The sequence below is a fragment of the Neobacillus vireti genome, assembly GCF_036962345.1.
GTDB classification, from domain to species: Bacteria; Bacillota; Bacilli; order Bacillales; family Cytobacillaceae; genus Neobacillus; species Neobacillus vireti_A.
This window is the reverse complement of sequence record NZ_JBALNB010000011.1, coordinates 93315-114929: the sequence shown is the minus strand read 5'-3', so window position 1 is coordinate 114929 and position 21615 is coordinate 93315. Positions and strand designations below refer to the sequence as shown.

Sequence of the window (21615 nt, the reverse complement as noted above, 5' to 3'; positions counted from 1 at the left end):
CTTTTGCTTTATTTTAGCATTCTTCAGGTGTTCCTGTTGCCGTAGCTGTTCTAAACGATGAACCACAACCACACGATGCAATGGCGTTTGGATTCTCAATGGTAAATCCGCCGCCCATCAACGATTGTTTAAAATCAATTTTCGTACCCTTTAAAATAGGGGCATCCTCGTTATCAATGAGAATTTGAATTCCATGCTGTTCGGATTGAAGATCATTTTCCTTCACTTCATGATCAAATCCCATACCATATGATAATCCACTGCAGCCGCCGCCTTTAACACTCACGCGTAATAGGGCACCTTCTTCTTCATTATGCTTCATCATTTCTTTTATATGAAGAGCTGCAGCTTCCGTTAAAATTACAACTTCGTTACTCATGTATATTTTCCTCCTTTTATTGAGGTCTCTCTTATAGTATATACACTGTGTGTTCATCACTCAACTAATTAAGTCTAAAGAATATAAATAAAGAGACGGAATCCGCCCCTTTGTATTAAACACAAGGATTCTCATCTAAATATTTGTAAATGTTATCGACCAGCTCATCTGGTGTATTACCCGTTACGACTTCCCCATTTACAAGTGCATAAAGAGTAGAAGCACATTTTCCGCAATAACCAAGACATCCATATTCAATAATATCTAGGTTTGGGTCTTTTTCTAACTTCTCCAGTGCTTTTTGAGCACCGCTGGCTAAATTACTCATGCAAAATTCAATAATGGGCTGTATCATGGTTATCACCTCTCCATAGCTTATTATCCTACTATCTTTTTATAGCTACGTCAAATATCACGACACAGGTATAGCTGTCAATAACACCGTCATATTTGTTGTTATTTTGTCACAATTCAGCTATACTCAAAGTGGATTAAATACTATATAACTATTATTTTTTTTACTGCCTAGCTTGCTAGGTCCATATTCTATTCAAAATAGTGTTGTGACTACTGGTTCAAACACAAAGGGGATATTACAAATGAAAAACCTTGTAGTTCTCGGTGGCGGATACGGTGGAATGAAGATTTTAAGTGAACTTCTTCCTAACCACTTACCAGAGGATGTAATAATTACGCTTGTTGATCGTGTTCCATACCATTGTTTAAAAACCGAATATTATGCATTGGCGGCAGGTACTGTTTCCGATAAGGAATTACGTGTTTCTTTTCCAGAGCATCCGCAATTAACGATTAAATATGGGGAAGTAATAGGAATTGACAAATACGAGAAAAAGGTAATTTTAAAAGATACCGATCCTCTTTCCTATGATGACTTAATTATTGGTTTAGGTTGTGAGGACAAGTATCACGGTGTTCCAGGTGCAGATCAATACACATACAGCATTCAGAGCATCGAAAAGTCCCGCAGGACCTATTCTGTACTTAACAATTTAGGGCCAGGTTCTGTCGTTGGTATCGTGGGTGCGGGGCTTAGCGGCGTTGAACTTGCAAGTGAACTTAGCGAAAGCCGTGGAGATTTAAAAATCAAATTATTTGATCGTGGAAAACATATTCTTCCTGCCTTTCCCGACAGATTAAGTAAATATGTTGAAAATTGGTTTCAAAGACATAACGTAGAAATTATTAATAACTCAAATATCACAAAAGTTGAAGAAAACCGGCTTTACAATCATGATCAGCCACTGGACTGCGATGTTATTGTTTGGACCGCTGGCATCCAGGCGAATAAGGTTGTTCGCGAATTAGGGGAAGAAATGGATCGCTCAGGCAGGCTGATTATTACGCCTCGCCACCATTTACCAAATGATGAGCATGTTTTTATATTGGGAGATTGTGCAAGCCTTCCCCATGCTCCAAGTGCTCAATTAGCGGAAGGACAGGCAGAGCAAATTGCTGAAGTCTTGAAAAAGCGTTGGAACGGAGAAGAACCGCCAACAGATTTCCCAACCATTAAATTAAAAGGAGTCCTTGGTTCTCTAGGTAAGAAACATGGCTTTGGGGTAATGGCAGATAGAGCAATTACTGGCCGTGTTGCTCGTTTACTAAAGTCCGGAGTTCTTTGGCTTTACAAGTACCACAACGGATAAAAGAAGCATTCCAGTATCAGCCTGGAATGCTTCTTTTTAAATTGCTTTATACCCGTATTTTTCCAACTCCGCAAATATTGTTTTTAACCTTGGGTTCCCTTCCCCAACAATCTTATTTTTAATGACAACAACAGGATAAAACAAATCTTCCTCAATCACCCTTTTGGAGAAAGTTTCTTTTTCACTGTCATTCGGCGGTTGAAAGATATCAACGTACGTCATTTTAAAGGGCTGCTCAGGAAATTTTCTTGAAATCGCTGCCTCCAGCCATTCATATGTTTCTTTTGAGGATGGTAAGTTCACGCAGCTTGGACAAAGTTGTTCTGCACCATAGAGGATAATTTCAACTGTAGTAGTATTCATTCCCATCAATCCTGCCTTTTTCTTTTATTTTACCTCATTTAAACTAGTAAACCATAAGAATATGGTTGTAAATGTGCGAATTCCCATTTCATGATAATGGATTTTTCCCTTCAATGACATTATAATATAAGGTAGGAAAGGAGACGATATAATATGGCAGAACAAGAAGTGCAAGAAATGTTTGAGCAGGTTCAGGAAGTATTAGATAAATTACGTCCATTTCTTCTTCGCGATGGCGGGGATTGTGAATTAGTTGATGTTGAGGATGGTATCGTTAAACTTCGTTTACTAGGTGCATGCGGTAGCTGCCCGAGCTCAACAATTACCCTTAAAGCGGGGATCGAAAGAGCTCTTTTAGAAGAGGTTCCTGGCGTAGTTGAAGTAGAACAAGTATTTTAAATTATATATGAAAAAGCGATTGCTTATCGAAGCAATCGCTTTTTCATTGTCCAGCTCCAGCGCCCTAGCGGCTAGTGACCTTCGCTCTCCACCCTACGATAAGTCAACATCGAATCGCCTCCGGCTCTTCGTGTTTCCTTTATCTCAGTTGGAGCGCTCCAGGCCATACGCCGCTGACCAGGGCGCTTCCGCTTTTCCTATTACCGTAACACTAACCAGTCGAGTTGAGGAAGTTTTAATGGTTTTATAGGCGCTCCTACTGTATGGTAAAAGTAAGCTAAAAAGCGCTCATACTCAGTTGATTGTTTTAATATTCTCATTAACTGTTCTTCTAAAAGTCTTTTGTCCTGCTCCGAACGCGTTATATAGTAATTTTCAATACATTCGAAGTAATGTAATGGAAAGAGTAACCGTGAAAATAATAACCGCCATGAAAATGAGGTTAATGGAGAAACGGTTTGGTAGTCACTGAAAAACTGTCTCACATCCAGTTCGTATGTCTGTGTATTTTGAAAATACCGTTCTCGCGTCCATTCTGCGAGATCACGGCTACGATGATCGAAAACCCAGTCTAAGGGGTCCTTTATATAATAATTTGCTCCCCACGAATCTTTTGAAAATCGTTCATGGCAGACCGTTCCACTATCTGTTTCTTTTGGCTCATCATCCAACTCGGTATCTACAAGATATTGAATAGCATTTTCTGTTAATCCGATATAATAAGGAAATGAGTCAATAAACATCTTTTCAAATTCATCTTCTGGCGTTTGAAACATAAGGTCACTCCATACCTTTTCAATTTGATCAAGGCGCTTTTCCCATAATTGCTTCCATTGCCCTATCCTGCTTGATCTTTCAATTTTAAAGGGCACTTTTTTTCCCCGTTCATGAAATTTGGCCAACTTTCTTCCCAATTTCACTTTTACATGTTTCTCACTTTGCCGATTTGCCAGGACACAATACTGTTGGTCCTCCCAAGCTGTAATATAGCTCCCTTCCTTATCTTGTAGAAAAGCTGGAACATGTTTATCTCCACTCTTCCGCAGGTGATCGGCAATATTCTCTAATTCAATAATATCTTCAGCACTCCTTCCTTCCGGTTTGGCAATTAAATAGAACCATCCATTGCTTCTTAGCGCGTCGTAAGAATCTAATTTAAGGTATTCATCGACCTGTATGCCATAATTATTTTCAAGTAATTTTTGCAGCACCCTTTCACCTCTTCTCTTTTCTTCTCCTATGTCATATATATGTAGTAGTTAAAAAAACTTGTTGACTGTTTTAGGAATAAGTATAAGAAAAACGTATTAGGAGAAATCTGTTAGGGGGGTATTGATTCATTGTTCCTTTTCAAAGAGACGTGCATATGGTATGAATTAAGAATAGTAAAATTTTCAAGGAAAAGGTGAAAAATGAATGGCAGAAGATAAAAAAATGGATTTAACAGAAGAAACAGCAAGAAGATGGATAAAAGAAAGAGGCGTTGAAATTCAGGATATTGCGGATTTAGTCTTTTTCTTACAGGAAAAATACCATGAAAACTTAAAAATGGAAGACTGTATTGCCAATGTTGAGCGTGTTATATCAAAACGAGAGGTCCAAAATGCCATTATTACGGGAATTCAGCTTGATATGCTCGCAGAGAAGGGGATGCTGGAAGAACCTATTCAATCCATTATTAAAACGGATGAAAGTCTTTATGGAGTTGACGAAATTTTAGCATTGTCCATCGTTAATGTGTATGGATCCATTGGTTTTACCAATTACGGCTACATCGATAAACAAAAGCCTGGTATTCTAGCCCGATTAAATGATAAATCAACCGGTGAATGTCATACCTTTTTAGACGATATTGTCGGAGCAATAGCGGCTGCTGCTTCTAGCAGATTAGCCCACCGTGCAGCTCATGTTGAATAAAGGGTGAAAAAAGGATGGAATTCAATCCATCCTTTTCTTATGGCTCCCATTGATCCAATGAATCGATTGAGTAGGTTGGCTTTCGGTCATAGGCTGTGAGTAATTCCTTTGTTGTAACACCTGTGTGAACTAAAAGTGTATCAAGCCCTGTATTCATCCCCGCTAAAATATCGGTATCATAGTAATCACCAACCATTAATGTTTCTTCTTTAGAGGTTCCTAAAACCTTTAATGCTTGTTCCATAATAATGGATTCAGGCTTCCCAATAAAAATCGGCTTTGTTTGTGTAGAAACAGCGATCACAGAGGTTAGTGAACCATTCCCAGGCAGTAAACCTCTCTCCGTTGGAATCGCGATATCTCCATTTGTAGAAATAAAGACTGCCCCGTTGCGGACAGCTAAACAGGCAACTGCTAATTTTTCATAGCTAATCTCGCGGTCTATTCCGATGACAACATAATCCGCATGTTCTCCGCTAAATGTAAACTTTTTTTCATCTAAAGCAGTACGAAGCCCCTCTTCTCCAATAACATAGATAGACGCGTCATTCTTTTGGTCATAGATATAGTTAGCAGTTGCTTGACTAGTAGTAAAAACTAAATCTGCTTCAGCCGGAATATCAAATTCCCTTAACTTTTGAGCAACTTGTGCTGGCGTACGGGATGAATTATTCGTTACGAATAGATAAGGAATATTTTTTTTCCTTAATTTTTTCACAAAATCTCCTGCCGCCTCAATTTTTTCTGTTCCTTTATACATCGTTCCATCTAAATCAATTAAATACCCATTATACCTTTTCATCCATATCACTCCTATATGTATCTTATCCGTTCTTTTTTGTTTCAACCAATAAAAAGGACCGCATTTCGCGGCCCATAGAGATTAATTAATTGAATGCTGATACTGGTCCCAGTTCATTGGTCAAGTAGTCACGGACATTCTTAGGAAATAAAGCTAACGTTTCAATATAACGTGAGAATTGGGTTTGAAGTTCTACATGGTCGATATCCGTATATAACTGAACAAGAACCTTACGATACTGGATGAGCACTTTTAGCTTTTCCCCAGATTCAGCTGTAATCACCTTTTCATCGATTAATATATCAATAATATCATCATAACTTCCAGGGTCTCTCATAATAAAACCATCTATAATGGCATTCCCCACATCCAACATCGACTCGATCATAATATGTGCTATTCTTTCCAAAGCTGCTTTTTCCAGTGGAGATGACCAACCAGTCTGACTAGAAAATAGACTGATTTGTTTTTCCAAAAAAACCAATGTTGTCTCCAATTTTTCACGGTCTACAAAATACATTTGATCCACTTCCTTTTTTTACCTACTCAGCAACACAGACTAAGAAAAGAGCCTCTACTATGTTGCAATTTCATTGAAAAATCTCGCTGGTCGAGCATAAAAATTACCCTGCGCTAAGTCAACCTTATTTCTTGTTAATACGGAAGCTTCTTCTTGGTTCTCGATTCCTTCTGCCACCACTAATGAACCGGCTTCCTTAGCAACCAAGAGTAACCCTTTTAACATCGACTCTTTTACGGAGTTTTTATCAATATTTTCAATAACAGAGCGGTCTATCTTAATAATATCAGGCATGATTTCACTGATCGTGTTTAGGCTGGCATATCCAGCTCCCGTGTCATCAACGGCAATTTTGAATCCCATTAACTTCAAAACATTAATATTAAAGACAAAATTCTTCAATCCCTCGATAGAATCCCGTTCCGTAACTTCAAATGTGATTTGTTTTGGCGATATTCCTCTATATTTCTGCAGTAATTTTTTTATGTCACTGGTAAATTTAATATTCCCAAGTGTTAATGGTGTACAATTTACAAATATATCTTGGCGGCATCGAGAAGCTTTTATTTGTTGAAGCACTTTCTCCAGCACAATCATTTCTAATTCGTACAAACGTCCCGATTGTCTCGCAACAGTAAAAAGCTGAAGAGGAGATTCCAATTCAGTCCCCTTTGGACCGCGTGTAAGCAGCTCCCATGCACGTATCTCGTTCGTTGCTACATCTATTATGGGCTGTGCTAAAAGGGTGATAGCCTTTTGGGTAACAATCTTGTTAATCGCTAATATCATTTCATTAATCTCTGACTGCTGCCTCTTTTCTGCCATTGCAATCGCTTGTCTGTGCGCCCTTACGATTGACGCTTCGATCGAATAATTATTTTTTTCTATAAACATATATCCGACTTCAAAAACGGGATAAACAGAAGAATAAAGCTTGCTGAATTTTTGTTCCACATCACTGGTTATCTTCTTTATAATAACGTCAATATTCGATATAGAATGTCGGTCATGATCGACTTTTAACAAAAGACTGATACCTTCACCAAAATAATCATGCAAGGTCAGTACTTCCATGGGGTTCACTTCTTTTTCCACCGCAGTTTGAAACAGCCTTTTCATATTTTTCATTAATTTGGCATGTTCCTTTATTGTAATCTCTTCCATCAAACCGTTACAATTTCCTATCTTAAACACGATTACACAAACCTCATACCCAGACTCAAATGCGTCCGTTACTCCTTCTTCTAAAGGGCTGCGCAAAATAAATTGAGGAGGGTAATAGCGAATCGACGAAAGCGGTAAAATAATCTTTCCCCATTTCATTACATTCTTAATCTTTTTCATGTAACGACAGCCCATGCAATCCATCCCTCTCAGAAGCACCATACGACAACAATAAGTATATTGTAACACAATATGACAGATTCCGGTTTTCATTGAGTAAATTTTTAACAATATTCTATTAATAAGGCGCTTTCTTAACCTTTGTTGCTTTTTATAATATAAAATAATGATTATGCAGTGTTTTAGTGGGAAAAATCAAATTTAATAAGAAAAGAGCTTGCAAACTTAATTCAAAGGGGCAAAGTAAATATTTCCACGTTAAATCGGCTTTAAGATTTTAACATCAATCGTTACGAAGATAGCCATTAAAAGCAAGTCTCCCCCGGGGACGTATTATTTGGTAAGATAAAGAGGTTGAATAATTTAACTAAAGGAGAACATTACAATGAAAGAACGTTTTTTCTTATACGATGATACAGAGGACACTAAAACTCGATTCGTTAGCTTTGTTGGTGATAACCAACGTTTCGATTTGGCCATTGTTAAAACCGATCGTCATTTTGGAAAGCAGCTGATAATGGACCTGCAAGGAAATCGCTTTGCTATAATTGGTGAGGATGATTTAAAAGAGGAAGGGTACCTAGAATACGCTTTTCAATTAAATGAAGAGGATGCTGAGGAACTACGCAGCTTTTTATTAGAAACCATTTAATTTTTTACCACTCCTTTTTACATACTACTATAAAGGAGTGATATAAATGGTTGAGAAAGAGTCAAGAAACTATTTTGATTTATCGAATGTCGAAAAACAAAAGAACTTCCTAACTGCTGAGGAATTTCCAGATGGTCCATATGGATCGCCTATACGCCAAGACGAACCGGTCGAGAACAAAAGCACTCCATGGCAGGAAGGGCAGCGCTATTATAGTAATTTTAATTATGAGGATAAAACATTTCATCAGAATATTCCTCGACAAATGGAAGGTGCGCATCCCACACATGATGACCCTGAGAGTGATGGACAAGCTCCATATAATCAATAAAATAAAAAAGCTCGCCATTGGCGGGCTTCTTTATTTTTTTACTTTTTTTAGAACAAAATAGGCACAGCCAAAGTTACAGTACTCAAACAAATATTCACTTAATGTACTGATTTTGGTATCAAATGTAGCTTTTTGATTTTGATCCTCAAAAAAGCCTTTGAGCCGAAGCTGTCCATATCCCCAATCTCCGACAATATAATCATATCTAGATAATATATCACTGTACCTCGCCTTGAGAGCTTCCTCATTAAAACCTTCTCTATATTCCTGCACCATTTCATATGTGGAACCGTTGATACTGATCATGTAATCACCTCAAATTTTACCAGTAAATCTTTCTTTCATTATAACCGATTCACCATCAATTACTAAGAAAAAAAATCAGTTATTTGGCCATTATAAAAAAAGGAGGTGCTTTAATTGAAAAAGTGGTCGATAATCATTGGATTTTGTTTGCTCTTAACAGCAGCAGGCTGCTCAAAGGATATGGCAAATCGCGATGTGTATGAAGAAAGTGGAGATACCATTAATGTTAACAATAAAAGAGAAGAGTTATACAATGAAGGCGGCAGCCGTGGTGTACGAAATGTCAGCGAAGATTATGGCTTTGTTCGTCACCAAAGAAGCCCGGTTCTAGGTGACCAGGGAGGTACAAAACACTATTCGGCTATAGATCGTGAACAAGTTGCCAATATCATTAGTCAACTTAGTACAGATATTCCAAATGTTAACGATGTAGCAACTTTAGTGACAGACCAAGAAGTGTTAATTGCCTATAGTTCCGACACAAAGAATCGGAATCAAACAGCAGATCAGGTAAAAAGAACAGCGATGTCCGTTGTGCCAAGATATTATCATGTGTATGTAACGGATGATACTAACTTAATGCGAGATGTGGAAAATCTTGCGAATATGGATTCTACAAGTAAAAATGCTCGTAATTCGGTCAACAGCTTAATTACACAAATGAAAAAATCCCCACAAGGCAACAGGATGAGCGACACCGAAGATGAAAATGGGGCGACACAAGAGGACACCATGAATACGAATAATCGCTAAACAAAAGAGTTCAGCCCTTGTGACTGAACTCTTTTCTCTTATGCTTCTTTTGCTTCTGTTTCGCCCAATAATTGCTTATGCTTTGCGGCTGCATTAACCTGCTCATCTGCATGGTAAGATGATCGTACTAAAGGTCCAGCCTCACAATGGCTAAATCCTTTAGATAGAGCAATTTCACGCAGTTCTGCAAATTCCTCTGGACGATAATATTTTTCAACCTTTAAATGGCTCTTAGAAGGTTGTAAATACTGTCCAATCGTCATGATATCCACATTATTTGCTCGTAAATCATCCATGACCTCTATAATTTCTTCTTTTGTTTCTCCAAGCCCAATCATCAAGCTTGATTTCGTTGGAATGGCAGGCTGCATTTCTTTCGCCCGACGTAAAAACTCAAGGGAACGGTCATATTTTGCACGTGCTCTAACTCTTGGTGTGAGTCGGCGTACCGTTTCAATATTATGATTCAAGATGTCTGGCTTAGCATCCATTAACAACGCTAGGTTTTCCTCTTTTCCGCCCATATCAGATGGCAGGACTTCAATGCTTGTAAAAGGATTCTTTCTTCTAATCGCTCGAACGGTTTCAGCAAATACTGCAGCACCGCCATCTTTTAAATCATCCCGGGCAACGGCCGTTACCACAACATGTTTTAAATTCATCAATTGAACAGAATCTGCTACGCGTTCAGGTTCTTGCAAGTCTAATTCAGTCGGAAGCCCTGTATTTACTGCACAGAAACGGCAGGCACGTGTACAGGTATCACCCAGAATCATAAAGGTTGCCGTTCTTCTCTCAGCCCAGCATTCGTGGATATTCGGGCAGCGCGCTTCTTCACAAACCGTATGTAGCTTCTTTTCACGCATCAACTTTTTTAAACCAGTATAATGTTCATTTGTATTTAATTTTATTTTTAACCAATCAGGTTTACGTAAATATTCTTCACTTCTGGTCATGTTTCCACTCCTTAATGAGGTGCTCTATGGTCACTTTATCATACTTTTTGTGACAAGGACAAGCAGACCAGCTTCAAGTGTCACATTTCCAATTTTTAACCATAATGAAATTGCCTAGAAATCATAAACTAAAAGCGTACAATAATCGGAAGGAGGATTCCTGTGCGAGCATTTCTGATAATTGGAACTTTCCTCTTATTAATGAGCTTTTCTCTCAGGGATGCTCATGCTAAAGGTCCTGATGAATATCGGGAAAGAATGGAGCTATACAAAAAGGTTGAAACCATTACACAAATTCCTTGGTATTACTTAGCTGCTGTTGATCAATACGAGAGAAATATCCGCCAGGTTCGAAAGGACTTGCCAAAGGCGGAAAGTGTAATTGGGATATATTTTACCCCTGAAAAATGGGCAGGGCCAGCCAATCCAAACCTAAATGAAGAGAACCCCGCAATTATCCAGCTTTTTAATGGTATGGGTGTGGATGGGGATGGAGATGGAAAGGCCAGTTTAAAGAATGATGAAGATGTTTTATATACTTTCGCCAATTATCTTCTTTCCTATGGAACAGACGAAGATAATTTAAAAATTGGGTTATGGAATTATTATCACCGTGATAAAACAGTGGGCATAATAGCTGGAAAGGCGAAAATGTACCGCCATTTTGGCCGGTTAGATTTAGATACACATGTATTCCCGCTGCCATTACGAAGCAATCACAGTTATCGCAGTACATGGGGCGACGCAAGAGGCTGGGGCGGCAGACGAATTCATGAGGGCACCGATATATTCGCAGGTTATGGCGTTCCTGTCCGTGCTACCAACTATGGTATCGTTGAAATGAAGGGCTGGAATAAGTTCGGAGGCTGGAGAGTAGGAATTCGTGATATTAATAATACGTATCATTATTTTGCTCATCTCAGCGGTTTTGCTAAAGATTTAAAAGTTGGACAAATCGTTGAGCCAGGAACCTTGATTGGCGGTGTCGGCAGTTCTGGATATGGTCCTCCAGGGACATCCGGGAAATTCCCTCCACATCTTCACTATGGAATGTATAAAGATAATGGCTATACTGAATGGTCCTTTGATCCGACTCCACATTTAAGATTGTGGAAACAACAAGAAAGACAAGCATTGAGGAAAAAATAAGGACTGTCAATTGACAGTCCTTTTAGCTTTCAGGCTTGGGTATCTCAATAGAAGGAGTAACCCCACCGCCGCCATTATTATAAAATTGCGGTACATCCCCTTGAATGAGTCTTCCACCCACTGGAATATTCTGCTCTAATTTTGTAATTTCCGTTGCAAACGGGGTAATGATTTGCACTGAAACCTCTAAATGGATGGCCACGTCAATCCATGTATTGTTGATTCCCATTGGCTTCGGGTTAATTTTTACATCCGGCCGAACTTCACCAATTGCATGAAACCTAACTGGTATTTTCGGACCTAAGTTTCCTAACAACGCCATGTTGGTGGCTTGCCCTAATGGAACATTCCAAATAATTCCATCCTGTTCCTTAGTATTTACCTCAATATCAACGTCCGTTAGCTTCTCTAAGGAATCTAGATCCCCTTTCTCTGCTGCATTGAGGTTTTTCTGTATTTCACTCGTAATTTCAGATAATTTCTGGTTTATCACTTCAGTCTTTAAACTAGCACTTGGCTGTGCTCCATTTTGACCTGCTTCAACCGCAATGACATCTCCCACTTCTACTGTTTTTTTGTTAATCGCCTTATTGATTACCTGCGATGCAATTTGTTTTGTTTTTGATTCGGCATATCTCATTAAGGAAGGTTCTATCCCCTTGTTCACCAGCCATATTCCAAATGCCGTAGAGAGAAGAAAGAAAACAAATGATAATAACATAACATATCTAAAAGGTAATGGTCCCCTTTTTCTGCGACGAACACGAAACTTAACCAAACATGATCCCCCCTTACATGTTATATGTATGCGTATAAGGTGGGAACTAGCCTTCATAATTATAAAAAGCCTGCAAGCATGCAAGCTTTTTAAACCATTTTAAGCAAGGCTTCTCTGCCAAGCATTCCTTTCGTTATGCCTAAGCTTTCGGCCTCAACTGTTACTGACTCCATTGGTGCATTAAGGAGCTGTTCAATCGTCCTTACCCCCACCGCTCTGGCGGCTATGATTTTGCGATCCTTTAACTTCTCATTTAATAAACCAACATCTAAAGCACCGCACATAATATATCCCTTATCATTGCTTACAGAGAGCAGTGTTGTTTTTGGCAGTAACACAGTAACAGCCAAGAACGTATGGCCATTAATCTCTACCGGCGATAGCTCTATCAAGTTACACACTCCTTTCTTCACTAACAATTTATGAAAGCGCAAGATAAAGCGTGTATATACTTTAGGACTACTTTTGTAATTTCCATTGTAATAAATCACGTAAAAATTCAGGGAGAAAGTACTCTTTTTTCATATTAGGAAATACGCCTTTGAAAAAATGCCCAAAGGTAAACATATCAGGAACTGCTAATGTATAGTTTTTTTCTAAGTCTAATTCTTTTTCATTAATATATATGGCGTTGTTCTCTTTAAAAGTGATCCCATTATAAACACTGACTCCCATAATACTTCCTCTAAAACCAAGGCCCACGATTTGTCTTTGTGGCCAGCTTTCAGCCTTTGTTTCAAGTAGAACCTCTTTTAATTCCCTTCCCGTTAGTTTGATTTTACAAGGATTGATGGGGTGAGGGCAGATGGTAAGTAAATCATAGGCTGTTACTGTTCCTGACAATGGACCTAAAATCAGCCCTCCATTAATAAAGGCACAATCCGCATCGCACCATTCTCTTAGTGCTTGGCATAAAATCCGCGCTAGCTCAGTTTCTTGAAATGGGTCATAGGGTAGTTCTTCCTTAAGTGTTGTAATTTTCCGATTCAGTAATTTTTTTCCTCTCCCAAAAAGCTCCTTGGAGATCACTTTCTCGGCTGGAATGGCTGGAAGCTCCATCACATTATACAACTGTGCCTGTTGGCTGATAGGTTCCCGGTCATGAACTTGAAGGGTAACATGCCCCACATACCTTCCATGCTTACCCGCACCGGCAAGCAGCGTATTGCCCACACATTTGCCTTCCGGAAGAGTATGGTGGGTATGACCTCCGAGAATTACATCAATCTCAGGAAATTCCGCAGCGATTTGTTCATCATGATTTAGTCCGAGATGTGAGAGCAGGATGATAATATCAGATTCATCTTTTAAAGGTTTCATCCATTTATTTAACTCTTCTATCGGCTCAGTCAGCTTCCAGCCGAGTAATTCGTATAGCAGAGAAAAATGAGCAGTTAACCCGATAACGCCAATCCGGGTACCACCTTTTGTCTGATAAATTTTATAAGGTTTTAACCATGATGGGTGTTGTTTCCTGCTATTGTAGAGATTCGCAACTAGCACATCAAAATCGCTGTTGTCATACAAATGGTTTAACACTTCGTATGGGAAATTGATTCCTTCATTATTACCAATCGTAACAGCAGTATAGCCACTTTTATTTAACAGTTCAATATTTCCCTGTCCATGGGTTGCCTCTGAAAGCGGGTGCCAGCGGTCAATAAAGTCACCTATGTCAAAAAGAAGAAACTCTTCTCCTGCTTCTTCATGATAAGGCCTTCTGCTTGTTAAGAAATTCTGAATCCGCGGCCATCGTTTTAAATGGCTGTGGACGTCATTTGTATGATATATGTGAATGATTTCCATGCATATTTCGCATCCTTTATTAGCCTATAATTCCTTGATAAATTAATCGTATTCCAACGATGATTAATATGGTTCGTAGTATGAAAACAATTGTTTTGCTTTTTAGTTTTGTGTTTAAGTAGACACCTACTTTTGCACCAATCCATGCACCGGGGACTAATGCCAATGCAAGAAGCCAATCAACATTTCCGAGTGTAATATGGGTAATCGAGCTCAGGATGGATGTAGGTAAGATCATAAACATAGATGTTGCTGTTGCTACATGGGGTGGAAAGAAAAAGAACAAGATCATGGTCGGCACCATTAACGATCCGCCGCCAATTCCTAGTATTCCTGATAAAAATCCAACAACAAAAGAAATAAGCACTCCTATTATCGGGTTAAAACCATATTCAAAACTTTTACCGGAGTTATCCGTAAAGGTTCTGACAATCCCCTTGTCTTTACGGAAAGGAATTGGTTTAAGTTTATCTTTTAATAAAAGTACACAGGAAACAAATATAATAAAAACTCCAAAAAACAAGTTAAATGATTTCAAATTTAACGCTTCCGTTACCCATGCTCCTAGAATACTTCCTGGACCACTTCCGATTAGAAAAATAAAGCCGCTTTTGTAATCAACTGTTTTATGTTTCATATAGGCTAACGTTGAGGAGAGCCCGGTAAAAATCATCGTGAACAGAGAGGTTCCCACAGCTGTCTGTGGTGAGATATAACCAAATGCAGACAGAGAGCTTAAAAAGAGCAAAGAGGGCACAATCACAATTCCCCCGCCGAATCCAATTAAACTGCCTAAGGAACTGCCTGCTATCCCTAATAATACTAAAACAATCCATTCCATATTATTTCTCCTTTATTTAAGGCTCTTTTCTTAAACTTTGTTATTTTTAAGAAATTTTTATGATTGTGCTAAGTTTCCGCAGAAAATAGCATAAATTTAAGAAGAAAGGAGCCTGCAAACTAAATACTAAAGCGCAAAATAGCCTTTTCCACGTTAAAATCGGCTTTAAGATTTTAACAAAATATTTACGATTTAAAATAAATCAAGTTGTCTAGGTGCAAGGTCCTCGTATTCTATCTCTAATAGCTCAATCATTTCTTTTGCGTTATCTGCAGCATCCCCGCCAGAATTGTTGTTAAAGAGCACGTAGACGCTTTTAGACTCCCGGGCTAATTCCCGGATGGAATCTGCCCATTCCTGAAGTTCTTGTTGATTATATCGGTATAAGTATCGAACTTCACGCCAATTCTCGTCTGTACGTTTTTGCCAGCCATGAATGTTACGTCCATGAAAACGGATAAGAAGTTTTTCATCGTTAATGGCTTCTAAAATTACTGGTATCGAGCCCTCACCAGATTGAGGTTCATCACAAATACTATGTATCCACTTTTCTTCTCTCATAAAATCAAGCGTTTGCTGCAGGTAGCGAGGTGTAAACCAAGACTGGTGCCTGAACTCAAGTGCGCATGGAATATGCCCCATTTCTTTTTTACACCATCGTAAGTATTCAACATTCTCCCGCTTGCAATCATACCATGGCGGAAATTGAAAAAGGACCATAGCTAATTTATTTGCTTCTATGTATGGTTCAAGTGAATCCTTGAAGGCATGGAACATTTCCTGTTTGTTTGCAAATGGAATTTCACCGCGCTGGTGCCCTGTCATTCCCTGGTAAGCCTTTACTATGAATTGAAATGATTCAGGCGTATCTTTCATCCACCTCGCTGCATTCCTTTTAGGTTGAATCGCATAAAAGGCCGAATCCACTTCCACTGTTGGAAAATGCCCAGCATATTCTTTTAATTTATCCCGGGGAGAAATCGGACTTGGATATAAACTGTCATGGTCTCCCCAACCAGTTACTCCTATGTAAATCAACGTTCATCACCTCTATTTGTTAATAATAGCATATCGTTTAATAAATTTTTTCGCTAGGCGGGAGTGTTTTTTCTATACGAGAGTATTTTCCGTCATCCGCGAGTATTTCTTGCCATTCGCCAGTATTTCTCGTTATCCGCAAGTATTTCTTATTATCCGCCAGTATTTCTCGCCATCCGCCAGTATTACTCGCCATCCGCCAGTATTTTTCCGCCATCCGAGAGTAAAGGGGCTCAAACCACAAAAAATCCGCTTGCCATCTAGGGCAAGCGGACCAAAATCTATTAACCGATAGAACCTTCCATCTCGAACTTGATGAGACGGTTCATTTCGACTGCGTATTCCATTGGCAGTTCTTTTGTGAATGGCTCGATGAAGCCCATTACGATCATTTCAGTTGCTTCTTGTTCTGAAATACCACGGCTCATCAAGTAGAAGAGCTGCTCTTCAGATACCTTCGAAACCTTAGCTTCATGCTCAAGGGAAATGTTGTCGTTAAGGATTTCGTTGTATGGAATCGTATCAGATGTTGATTGATTATCCATAATCAGCGTATCACATTCAATATTTGAACGGGCGCCATCTGCTTTACGTCCAAAGTGAACAACCCCACGATAAGTTACCTTACCGCCGTGCTTAGAAATTGATTTAGATACAATCGTTGAAGAAGTATTTGGTGCTAAGTGAATCATCTTAGCTCCCGCATCCTGATGCTGGCCTTTACCTGCGATCGCAATGGATAATGTCATACCACGTGCGCCTTCACCTTTTAAGATAACGGCTGGGTATTTCATCGTTAATTTTGAACCGATGTTTCCATCAATCCACTCCATTGTTGCATTTGCTTCACAAACTGCTCGCTTGGTAACTAAGTTAAAGACATTGTTTGCCCAGTTTTGAATCGTTGTATAACGGCAATAAGCGTCTTTTTTAATAATAATCTCAACCACAGCACTATGAAGTGAGTTAGTTGTATAAACAGGTGCTGTACAGCCTTCTACATAATGAACATGTGCGCCTTCATCAACAATGATTAACGTACGCTCAAATTGTCCCATGTTCTCAGAGTTGATACGGAAGTACGCTTGCAGCGGAGTATCTACCTTTACACCTGGTGGTACATAGATAAATGAGCCGCCAGACCAAACTGCTGAATTCAAGGCTGCAAATTTGTTATCAGTCGGCGGAATAACCTTTGCCCAGTGCTCACGGAAGATATCCTCATTCTCTCTAAGAGCAGAATCAGTATCTTTAAAAACGATACCCAAATCTTCAAGTTCTTCCTTCATGTTATGATAAACAACCTCAGATTCATATTGTGCAGATACACCAGCAAGGTACTTCTGCTCTGCTTCAGGAATCCCGAGTTTGTCAAATGTTGCTTTAATTTCTTCAGGAACTTCATCCCAAGATTTTTCCGATTTCTCAGATGGTTTTACATAATAAGTGATTTCGTCAAAGTTTAACGGAGCTAAATCTCCGCCCCATTGCGGCATCGGCATTTTGTAAAAGTGCTCAAGTGATTTCAAGCGGAAGTCAAGCATCCACTGTGGTTCGTTTTTTAACTTTGAAATTTCTTTTACAATATCACTTGTTAAACCACGCTTTGAACGAAATATTGAAACATCCTTATCGGCAAAACCGTATTTATAATCACCGATTTCCGGCATTTTTTTCGCCATTGACCTGTTCCTCCATTTCATAAACAAAAAGGGATTACCCTTTTTGTTTTATTGTTGTTCCTCTTCGGTTAATCCCTTTTCCATTGCCTTCCACGCTAACGTGGCACATTTAATCCGTGCTGGAAATTTTGAAACACCCTGAAGAGCTTCTATATCACCTAAATCAATATTATCGTCGTACTCTTTACCTTGGATCATTTCGGAAAAGATCTTGGAAAGTTTAATTGCTTCCTCCACGCTTTTTCCTTTAATCGCCTGTGTCATCATGGAAGCAGATGACATTGAAATCGAACAGCCTTCCCCCTCAAAACGTACATCCTTGACAATCCCATCTTCAACCTTAAAGGTTAATTGAATCCGGTCGCCACAAGTAGGATTATTCATATTGATGGTATGACTGCCATCCTCTAAAAGCCCGCGGTTGCGCGGCTTTTTATAGTGGTCCATAATAACTTGACGGTAGAGTGCATCTAAATTAGAAGACATCGCTGAAATACTCCTTTGTTTTAACAAGTCCTTCAACTAGCTTATCAATATCGTCTTCTGTGTTGTATAAATAAAAGCTTGCACGAGCAGTTGCAGATGCCTTCAGCCATTTCATTAATGGCTGTGCACAATGATGTCCGGCACGGACAGCAATGCCTTCTGAGTCAAGGACAGTAGCGACATCATGCGGGTGTACATCACTAATATTAAAGGTAACAAGACCTGCACGTTTCGCCGCGTCCAAAGGTCCATAAATAGTCATTCCAGGAACAGATGACATTTTTTCTAATGCGTAGGCAGCAAGCTTGTGCTCGTGTTCTGCAATATTTTCTAAGCCAATCTCATTTAAAAAGTCAATCGCGGCACCGAGACCAATTGCACCTGCAATAATTGGTGTTCCAGCTTCAAACTTCCATGGGAGCTCTTTCCATGTTGATTCTTGTAAATGAACAAAATCGATCATTTCTCCGCCGAATTCAATCGGTTCCATATTTTCTAACAAATGCTTTTTCCCATAAAGAACACCAATCCCTGTAGGTGCACACATTTTGTGTCCAGAAAAAGCAAAGAAATCACAATCTAAATCTTGAACATCTATTTTCATATGGGGTGCACTTTGTGCCCCATCGACTACCATAATCGCACCATTTTCATGGGCAATTTTCGCAATTTCCTTAACAGGGTTAATGACGCCAAGTACGTTAGATACCTGCATAACAGAAACCACTCGCGTATTGGATGTCACTGTAGCCTTAACATCACTAAGCGAAATTGTTCCGTCTTCCTGAAGCGGGATGTACTTTAACACTGCTCCTGTACGTCTCGCTACCTGCTGCCAAGGAATAATGTTGCTATGGTGTTCCATATACGTAATAACAATTTCATCACCAGCAGTTAGATTTGCGGCCGCATAACTTTGTGCAACCGTATTAATAGAAGTAGTGGTACCTCTAGTAAAAATAACTTCCTGGGTTGATTTTGCATTAATAAATTTACGAACCTTTTCCCTTGCCCCTTCGTAGGCGTCCGTTGCTCTTGTGCCAAGAGTATGAACACCACGATGGACATTGGAGTTGATTTCTTTATAATATTTTTCCACAGTCTCAATGACTTGGAAAGGTTTTTGAGAAGTTGCTGAACTATCTAGATAAACAAGTGGTTTTCCATTTACTTCCTGATCTAAAATAGGGAATTGACGACGAATATCATGGACATTCATTATCGTACTTTCCTTTCAATTACAGCAGTTAACTGCTTCTTTACTCCTTCAATTGGGAGCTGGTTAACTACTGGAGCAAGGAAACCATGGATAACCAAACGTTCCGCTTCTTTTTTCGGAATGCCGCGGCTCATTAGATAGTAAAGTTGAACAGGGTCTACACGTCCAACTGAAGCAGCGTGGCCAGCCGTTACATCATCTTCATCAATGAGAAGAATCGGATTTGCGTCACCACGTGCTTTTTCGCTAAGCATAAGTACACGTGATTCCTGCTCGGCATTGGATTTTGAAGCACCATGCAAGATATGACCAATTCCATTAAAAATAGAAGAAGCACTATCCTTCATGACACCGTGTTTCAAAATATAGCCCTCAGTGTTTTTACCATAGTGAACAACCTTCGTAGTGAAGTTTTGTGTCTGCTCGCCACGTCCAACAACGACAGTCTTAGTATCACCAATAGCACCATCACCAACAAGATTGGTTGTATTTTCCGAAATTGTATTTCCTTCATTCATTAATCCTAATGACCATTCAATCCGTGCGTCTCTTCCTGCAGATCCACGACGATTCACATATGTTGTGATGCCCTTTGCTAAAGTATCAACAGCACCATATTGAACCTTGGCACCATCCTTTGCGATCACTTCAGTAACAATATTAAAGACACCGTTAGCATTTTCTACAGTGGAAATATAGTTTTCTACATACGTAACAGAACTATTATTGTCTGCAACAACGAGAACATGATTGATAAGGTTTGCTTCCACGTCATCATGTAAATAAATGGCTTGAATTGGCTCAGCAATTTCTACATTTTTAGGGATATATAAGAAAGCACCACCATTTAATAATGCTGCATGTAACGCAGTCAGACGGTGTTCATCTTTTTTAACTCCGTCAACCATAAGATATTTTTGAACCAGTTCACTATGCTCACGAACAGCAGTAAAAATATCTGTAAAAATAACACCTTTCTCCTTTAAATCTTCAGTTAAAGAAAGATATGCAGGAGTTTGGTTACGTTGAATATATAAATTTTTAGGAACTCCATCTACACCGACTAACGTTTTCACTTCTTCAGGAAGCTCCGATAGTGCTGTGAAAGCCTGACTAGCTACAGTATGAGTATCAAACTGTGTGAAATTCCACTTATCAATTTTTGTTTTATCAGGTCTTGGCATTGGAAGGGTTTCGCTCAGTTCTAATGCATTTAGACGAAATTCTTCCATCCACGCAGGCTCGTTCGATTCTTTTGAAAAGGAACGAACAAAATCTTTATCAAATGATAAATTCGTTTCTGTTGTCATGATTATCCTCCTAACGCTAACTCTTACGCTTCTTGCCCAACTGTTTCATCTTCAATTCCTAGCTCTTGTTTGATCCAGTCATATCCTTCTGCTTCTAAGCGTTGTGCTAGTTCTGGTCCGCCAGATTTCACAATACGGCCCTGCATCATAACATGCACATAGTCAGGAGTGATATAATCTAATAGTCTTTGATAGTGAGTAATAATTAAGCAGCCAAAGTCTTCTCCGCGCATTTGATTGATTCCCTTTGAAACAACCTTTAGGGCGTCGATATCTAATCCTGAGTCAATTTCGTCTAAGATAGCGATTTTCGGCTCTAGCGTCATCAATTGCAGGATTTCATTACGCTTTTTCTCCCCGCCAGAGAATCCTTCGTTTAAATAACGCTGTGCCATATCTAGGTCCATTTCAAGGAATTCCATTTGCTTATCCATCTTACGAATGAATTTCATTAATGAAATTTCATTTCCTTCGCCAAGACGGCTGTTAAGGGCCGAACGCAAGAAATCAGCATTGGTTACTCCGTTGATTTCACTTGGATATTGCATGGCTAAAAATAGACCAGCACGTGCACGCTCATCTACTTCCATTTCAAGTACATTTTGTTCATCTAATGTAATATTTCCGCTCGTTACTTCATACTTTGGATGACCCATGATCGCGGAAGATAAAGTTGATTTCCCGGTTCCGTTTGGTCCCATGATTGCGTGGATTTCTCCACCTTTTATTTCAAGGTTCACACCTTTAAGAATTTCTTTTCCGTCAATTGCTACATGTAAATCTTTGATCGTTAATGTTGATCCAGCCATATATATACCTCCGCAAAGATAATTTTGTATCTTGTAGCCCAAATTCACTTGGCCCCAAAATTCATTCTCACTTTATTCTCATTACAATCTTATAACAAATAGAATCTG

At 39.1% G+C, this 21615-nt stretch carries 26 protein-coding genes; 7 read left to right on the top strand and 19 right to left on the bottom strand.

Annotated elements, in window-relative coordinates; genetic code table 11:
• Positions 1 to 13: 13 nt before the first annotated feature.
• Both V7108_RS14170 and V7108_RS14165 read right to left on the bottom strand, forming a co-directional pair.
• Positions 14 to 379: a HesB/IscA family protein gene (locus V7108_RS14170; protein ID WP_335515680.1), complete on the bottom strand. Its 366-nt coding sequence runs from the start codon at positions 377 to 379 to the stop codon at positions 14 to 16.
• 115 nt (positions 380 to 494) lie between these two features.
• On the bottom strand, positions 495 to 734 hold the full coding sequence (locus V7108_RS14165) for a YuzB family protein (RefSeq protein WP_335568564.1): 240 nt from the start codon (positions 732 to 734) through the stop codon (positions 495 to 497).
• A gap of 244 nt (positions 735 to 978) precedes the next feature.
• On the opposite strand from V7108_RS14165, the gene V7108_RS14160 reads away from it, so the two are divergent.
• Positions 979 to 2046 carry an NAD(P)/FAD-dependent oxidoreductase gene (locus tag V7108_RS14160; protein ID WP_335515687.1) on the top strand — a complete coding sequence of 356 codons (1068 nt, stop codon included), beginning with the start codon at positions 979 to 981 and terminating at the stop codon, positions 2044 to 2046.
• Positions 2047 to 2082: 36 nt separating this feature from the next.
• Here V7108_RS14160 and V7108_RS14155 read toward each other — a convergent pair whose 3' ends face one another.
• The gene (locus V7108_RS14155) at positions 2083 to 2409 is read right to left on the bottom strand and encodes a YuzD family protein (protein WP_335515690.1); all 327 of its coding nucleotides are present in this window, start codon (positions 2407 to 2409) and stop codon (positions 2083 to 2085) included.
• A gap of 153 nt (positions 2410 to 2562) precedes the next feature.
• Between V7108_RS14155 and V7108_RS14150 the strand changes: the two genes are divergently transcribed.
• Complete coding sequence (locus V7108_RS14150) at positions 2563 to 2808, top strand: NifU family protein (protein WP_081954428.1); 246 nt, start codon at positions 2563 to 2565, stop codon at positions 2806 to 2808.
• A gap of 200 nt (positions 2809 to 3008) precedes the next feature.
• Here V7108_RS14150 and yutH read toward each other — a convergent pair whose 3' ends face one another.
• Complete coding sequence (gene yutH, locus V7108_RS14145; protein ID WP_335568563.1) at positions 3009 to 4019, bottom strand: spore coat putative kinase YutH; 1011 nt, start codon at positions 4017 to 4019, stop codon at positions 3009 to 3011.
• Between the two features lie 205 nt (positions 4020 to 4224).
• Here yutH and V7108_RS14140 point away from each other — a divergent pair, with 205 nt between their 5' ends.
• Complete coding sequence (locus tag V7108_RS14140) at positions 4225 to 4725, top strand: phosphatidylglycerophosphatase A family protein (protein WP_335515697.1); 501 nt, start codon at positions 4225 to 4227, stop codon at positions 4723 to 4725.
• A 37-nt stretch (positions 4726 to 4762) separates the two neighbouring features.
• Here V7108_RS14140 and V7108_RS14135 read toward each other — a convergent pair whose 3' ends face one another.
• The 3 genes from V7108_RS14135 to V7108_RS14125 all read right to left on the bottom strand — a co-directional run bounded on the left by V7108_RS14135 (position 4763) and on the right by V7108_RS14125 (position 7391).
• Complete coding sequence (locus tag V7108_RS14135; RefSeq protein ID WP_335515700.1) at positions 4763 to 5527, bottom strand: TIGR01457 family HAD-type hydrolase; 765 nt, start codon at positions 5525 to 5527, stop codon at positions 4763 to 4765.
• An 85-nt stretch (positions 5528 to 5612) separates the two neighbouring features.
• Complete coding sequence (locus V7108_RS14130; RefSeq protein ID WP_335515702.1) at positions 5613 to 6047, bottom strand: DUF86 domain-containing protein; 435 nt, start codon at positions 6045 to 6047, stop codon at positions 5613 to 5615.
• A 57-nt stretch (positions 6048 to 6104) separates the two neighbouring features.
• Positions 6105 to 7391, bottom strand: coding sequence for an EAL domain-containing protein (locus tag V7108_RS14125; RefSeq protein WP_335515705.1), 1287 nt, complete (start codon positions 7389 to 7391; stop codon positions 6105 to 6107).
• A gap of 385 nt (positions 7392 to 7776) precedes the next feature.
• Between V7108_RS14125 and V7108_RS14120 the strand changes: the two genes are divergently transcribed.
• A complete protein-coding gene (locus V7108_RS14120; protein WP_335515709.1) occupies positions 7777 to 8043 on the top strand; it encodes a DUF3055 domain-containing protein in 267 nt (88 codons plus the stop codon).
• Positions 8044 to 8089: 46 nt separating this feature from the next.
• Complete coding sequence (locus V7108_RS14115) at positions 8090 to 8374, top strand: cytosolic protein (RefSeq protein ID WP_335515712.1); 285 nt, start codon at positions 8090 to 8092, stop codon at positions 8372 to 8374.
• A 30-nt stretch (positions 8375 to 8404) separates the two neighbouring features.
• Here the strand turns inward: V7108_RS14115 and V7108_RS14110 are convergent, their stop codons facing one another.
• Complete coding sequence (locus tag V7108_RS14110) at positions 8405 to 8680, bottom strand: YutD family protein (RefSeq protein WP_335515715.1); 276 nt, start codon at positions 8678 to 8680, stop codon at positions 8405 to 8407.
• Positions 8681 to 8794: 114 nt separating this feature from the next.
• On the opposite strand from V7108_RS14110, the gene V7108_RS14105 reads away from it, so the two are divergent.
• A complete protein-coding gene (locus V7108_RS14105; RefSeq protein ID WP_335568562.1) occupies positions 8795 to 9433 on the top strand; it encodes a YhcN/YlaJ family sporulation lipoprotein in 639 nt (212 codons plus the stop codon).
• Positions 9434 to 9471: 38 nt separating this feature from the next.
• Here the strand turns inward: V7108_RS14105 and lipA are convergent, their stop codons facing one another.
• Positions 9472 to 10389, bottom strand: a complete 918-nt coding sequence (gene lipA, locus V7108_RS14100) for a lipoyl synthase (RefSeq protein ID WP_335568561.1) — start codon at positions 10387 to 10389, stop codon at positions 9472 to 9474.
• 201 nt (positions 10390 to 10590) lie between these two features.
• Here lipA and V7108_RS14095 point away from each other — a divergent pair, with 201 nt between their 5' ends.
• Positions 10591 to 11538: a M23 family metallopeptidase gene (locus V7108_RS14095; protein ID WP_335515728.1), complete on the top strand. Its 948-nt coding sequence runs from the start codon at positions 10591 to 10593 to the stop codon at positions 11536 to 11538.
• Positions 11539 to 11560: 22 nt separating this feature from the next.
• Here the strand turns inward: V7108_RS14095 and yunB are convergent, their stop codons facing one another.
• The 10 genes from yunB to sufC form a co-directional block, all read right to left on the bottom strand.
• Positions 11561 to 12316 (bottom strand): sporulation protein YunB, encoded by a 756-nt coding sequence (gene yunB / locus V7108_RS14090; RefSeq protein ID WP_335515723.1) that lies wholly within the window; start codon positions 12314 to 12316, stop codon positions 11561 to 11563.
• Positions 12317 to 12405: 89 nt separating this feature from the next.
• Positions 12406 to 12708, bottom strand: coding sequence for a YunC family protein (locus tag V7108_RS14085; RefSeq protein WP_335515725.1), 303 nt, complete (start codon positions 12706 to 12708; stop codon positions 12406 to 12408).
• 67 nt (positions 12709 to 12775) lie between these two features.
• Complete coding sequence (locus V7108_RS14080) at positions 12776 to 14122, bottom strand: bifunctional metallophosphatase/5'-nucleotidase (protein WP_335568560.1); 1347 nt, start codon at positions 14120 to 14122, stop codon at positions 12776 to 12778.
• Between the two features lie 19 nt (positions 14123 to 14141).
• The gene (locus tag V7108_RS14075; RefSeq protein ID WP_335509881.1) at positions 14142 to 14963 is read right to left on the bottom strand and encodes a sulfite exporter TauE/SafE family protein; all 822 of its coding nucleotides are present in this window, start codon (positions 14961 to 14963) and stop codon (positions 14142 to 14144) included.
• Positions 14964 to 15155: 192 nt separating this feature from the next.
• Complete coding sequence (locus V7108_RS14070; RefSeq protein WP_335568559.1) at positions 15156 to 16001, bottom strand: DUF72 domain-containing protein; 846 nt, start codon at positions 15999 to 16001, stop codon at positions 15156 to 15158.
• A gap of 284 nt (positions 16002 to 16285) precedes the next feature.
• The gene (gene sufB, locus V7108_RS14065) at positions 16286 to 17683 is read right to left on the bottom strand and encodes a Fe-S cluster assembly protein SufB (RefSeq protein ID WP_335568558.1); all 1398 of its coding nucleotides are present in this window, start codon (positions 17681 to 17683) and stop codon (positions 16286 to 16288) included.
• Between the two features lie 48 nt (positions 17684 to 17731).
• Positions 17732 to 18169, bottom strand: a complete 438-nt coding sequence (sufU, locus tag V7108_RS14060) for a Fe-S cluster assembly sulfur transfer protein SufU (protein ID WP_335509877.1) — start codon at positions 18167 to 18169, stop codon at positions 17732 to 17734.
• Positions 18159 to 19388: a cysteine desulfurase gene (locus V7108_RS14055; RefSeq protein WP_335509876.1), complete on the bottom strand. Its 1230-nt coding sequence runs from the start codon at positions 19386 to 19388 to the stop codon at positions 18159 to 18161. Before V7108_RS14055 ends, sufU begins: the two co-directional genes overlap by 11 nt.
• Positions 19388 to 20698: a Fe-S cluster assembly protein SufD gene (gene sufD / locus V7108_RS14050; protein ID WP_335509874.1), complete on the bottom strand. Its 1311-nt coding sequence runs from the start codon at positions 20696 to 20698 to the stop codon at positions 19388 to 19390. The genes V7108_RS14055 and sufD overlap by 1 nt, the downstream gene beginning before the upstream one ends.
• 23 nt (positions 20699 to 20721) lie before the next feature.
• Complete coding sequence (gene sufC, locus V7108_RS14045; RefSeq protein ID WP_335509872.1) at positions 20722 to 21507, bottom strand: Fe-S cluster assembly ATPase SufC; 786 nt, start codon at positions 21505 to 21507, stop codon at positions 20722 to 20724.
• Positions 21508 to 21615: the final 108 nt, after the last annotated feature.

What these genes read in the sequence shown, in the direction of transcription:
- V7108_RS14170 (WP_335515680.1), bottom strand. Translation starts at nt 379, where the DNA reads ATGAGTAACGAAGTTGTAATTTTAACGGAAGCTGCAGCTCTTCATATA.
- sufB (WP_335568558.1), bottom strand. Translation starts at nt 17,683, where the DNA reads ATGGCGAAAAAAATGCCGGAAATCGGTGATTATAAATACGGTTTTGCC.
- V7108_RS14115 (WP_335515712.1), top strand. Translation starts at nt 8,090, where the DNA reads ATGGTTGAGAAAGAGTCAAGAAACTATTTTGATTTATCGAATGTCGAA.
- V7108_RS14110 (WP_335515715.1), bottom strand. Translation starts at nt 8,680, where the DNA reads ATGATCAGTATCAACGGTTCCACATATGAAATGGTGCAGGAATATAGA.
- sufD (WP_335509874.1), bottom strand. Translation starts at nt 20,698, where the DNA reads ATGACAACAGAAACGAATTTATCATTTGATAAAGATTTTGTTCGTTCC.
- V7108_RS14120 (WP_335515709.1), top strand. Translation starts at nt 7,777, where the DNA reads ATGAAAGAACGTTTTTTCTTATACGATGATACAGAGGACACTAAAACT.
- lipA (WP_335568561.1), bottom strand. Translation starts at nt 10,389, where the DNA reads ATGACCAGAAGTGAAGAATATTTACGTAAACCTGATTGGTTAAAAATA.
- V7108_RS14130 (WP_335515702.1), bottom strand. Translation starts at nt 6,047, where the DNA reads ATGTATTTTGTAGACCGTGAAAAATTGGAGACAACATTGGTTTTTTTG.
- V7108_RS14095 (WP_335515728.1), top strand. Translation starts at nt 10,591, where the DNA reads ATGAGCTTTTCTCTCAGGGATGCTCATGCTAAAGGTCCTGATGAATAT.
- V7108_RS14055 (WP_335509876.1), bottom strand. Translation starts at nt 19,388, where the DNA reads ATGAATGTCCATGATATTCGTCGTCAATTCCCTATTTTAGATCAGGAA.
- V7108_RS14160 (WP_335515687.1), top strand. Translation starts at nt 979, where the DNA reads ATGAAAAACCTTGTAGTTCTCGGTGGCGGATACGGTGGAATGAAGATT.
- V7108_RS14125 (WP_335515705.1), bottom strand. Translation starts at nt 7,391, where the DNA reads ATGAAAAAGATTAAGAATGTAATGAAATGGGGAAAGATTATTTTACCG.
- V7108_RS14155 (WP_335515690.1), bottom strand. Translation starts at nt 2,409, where the DNA reads ATGAATACTACTACAGTTGAAATTATCCTCTATGGTGCAGAACAACTT.
- sufU (WP_335509877.1), bottom strand. Translation starts at nt 18,169, where the DNA reads ATGTCTTCTAATTTAGATGCACTCTACCGTCAAGTTATTATGGACCAC.
- sufC (WP_335509872.1), bottom strand. Translation starts at nt 21,507, where the DNA reads ATGGCTGGATCAACATTAACGATCAAAGATTTACATGTAGCAATTGAC.
- V7108_RS14150 (WP_081954428.1), top strand. Translation starts at nt 2,563, where the DNA reads ATGGCAGAACAAGAAGTGCAAGAAATGTTTGAGCAGGTTCAGGAAGTA.
- V7108_RS14075 (WP_335509881.1), bottom strand. Translation starts at nt 14,963, where the DNA reads ATGGAATGGATTGTTTTAGTATTATTAGGGATAGCAGGCAGTTCCTTA.
- V7108_RS14165 (WP_335568564.1), bottom strand. Translation starts at nt 734, where the DNA reads ATGATACAGCCCATTATTGAATTTTGCATGAGTAATTTAGCCAGCGGT.
- V7108_RS14080 (WP_335568560.1), bottom strand. Translation starts at nt 14,122, where the DNA reads ATGGAAATCATTCACATATATCATACAAATGACGTCCACAGCCATTTA.
- V7108_RS14135 (WP_335515700.1), bottom strand. Translation starts at nt 5,527, where the DNA reads ATGAAAAGGTATAATGGGTATTTAATTGATTTAGATGGAACGATGTAT.
- V7108_RS14140 (WP_335515697.1), top strand. Translation starts at nt 4,225, where the DNA reads ATGGCAGAAGATAAAAAAATGGATTTAACAGAAGAAACAGCAAGAAGA.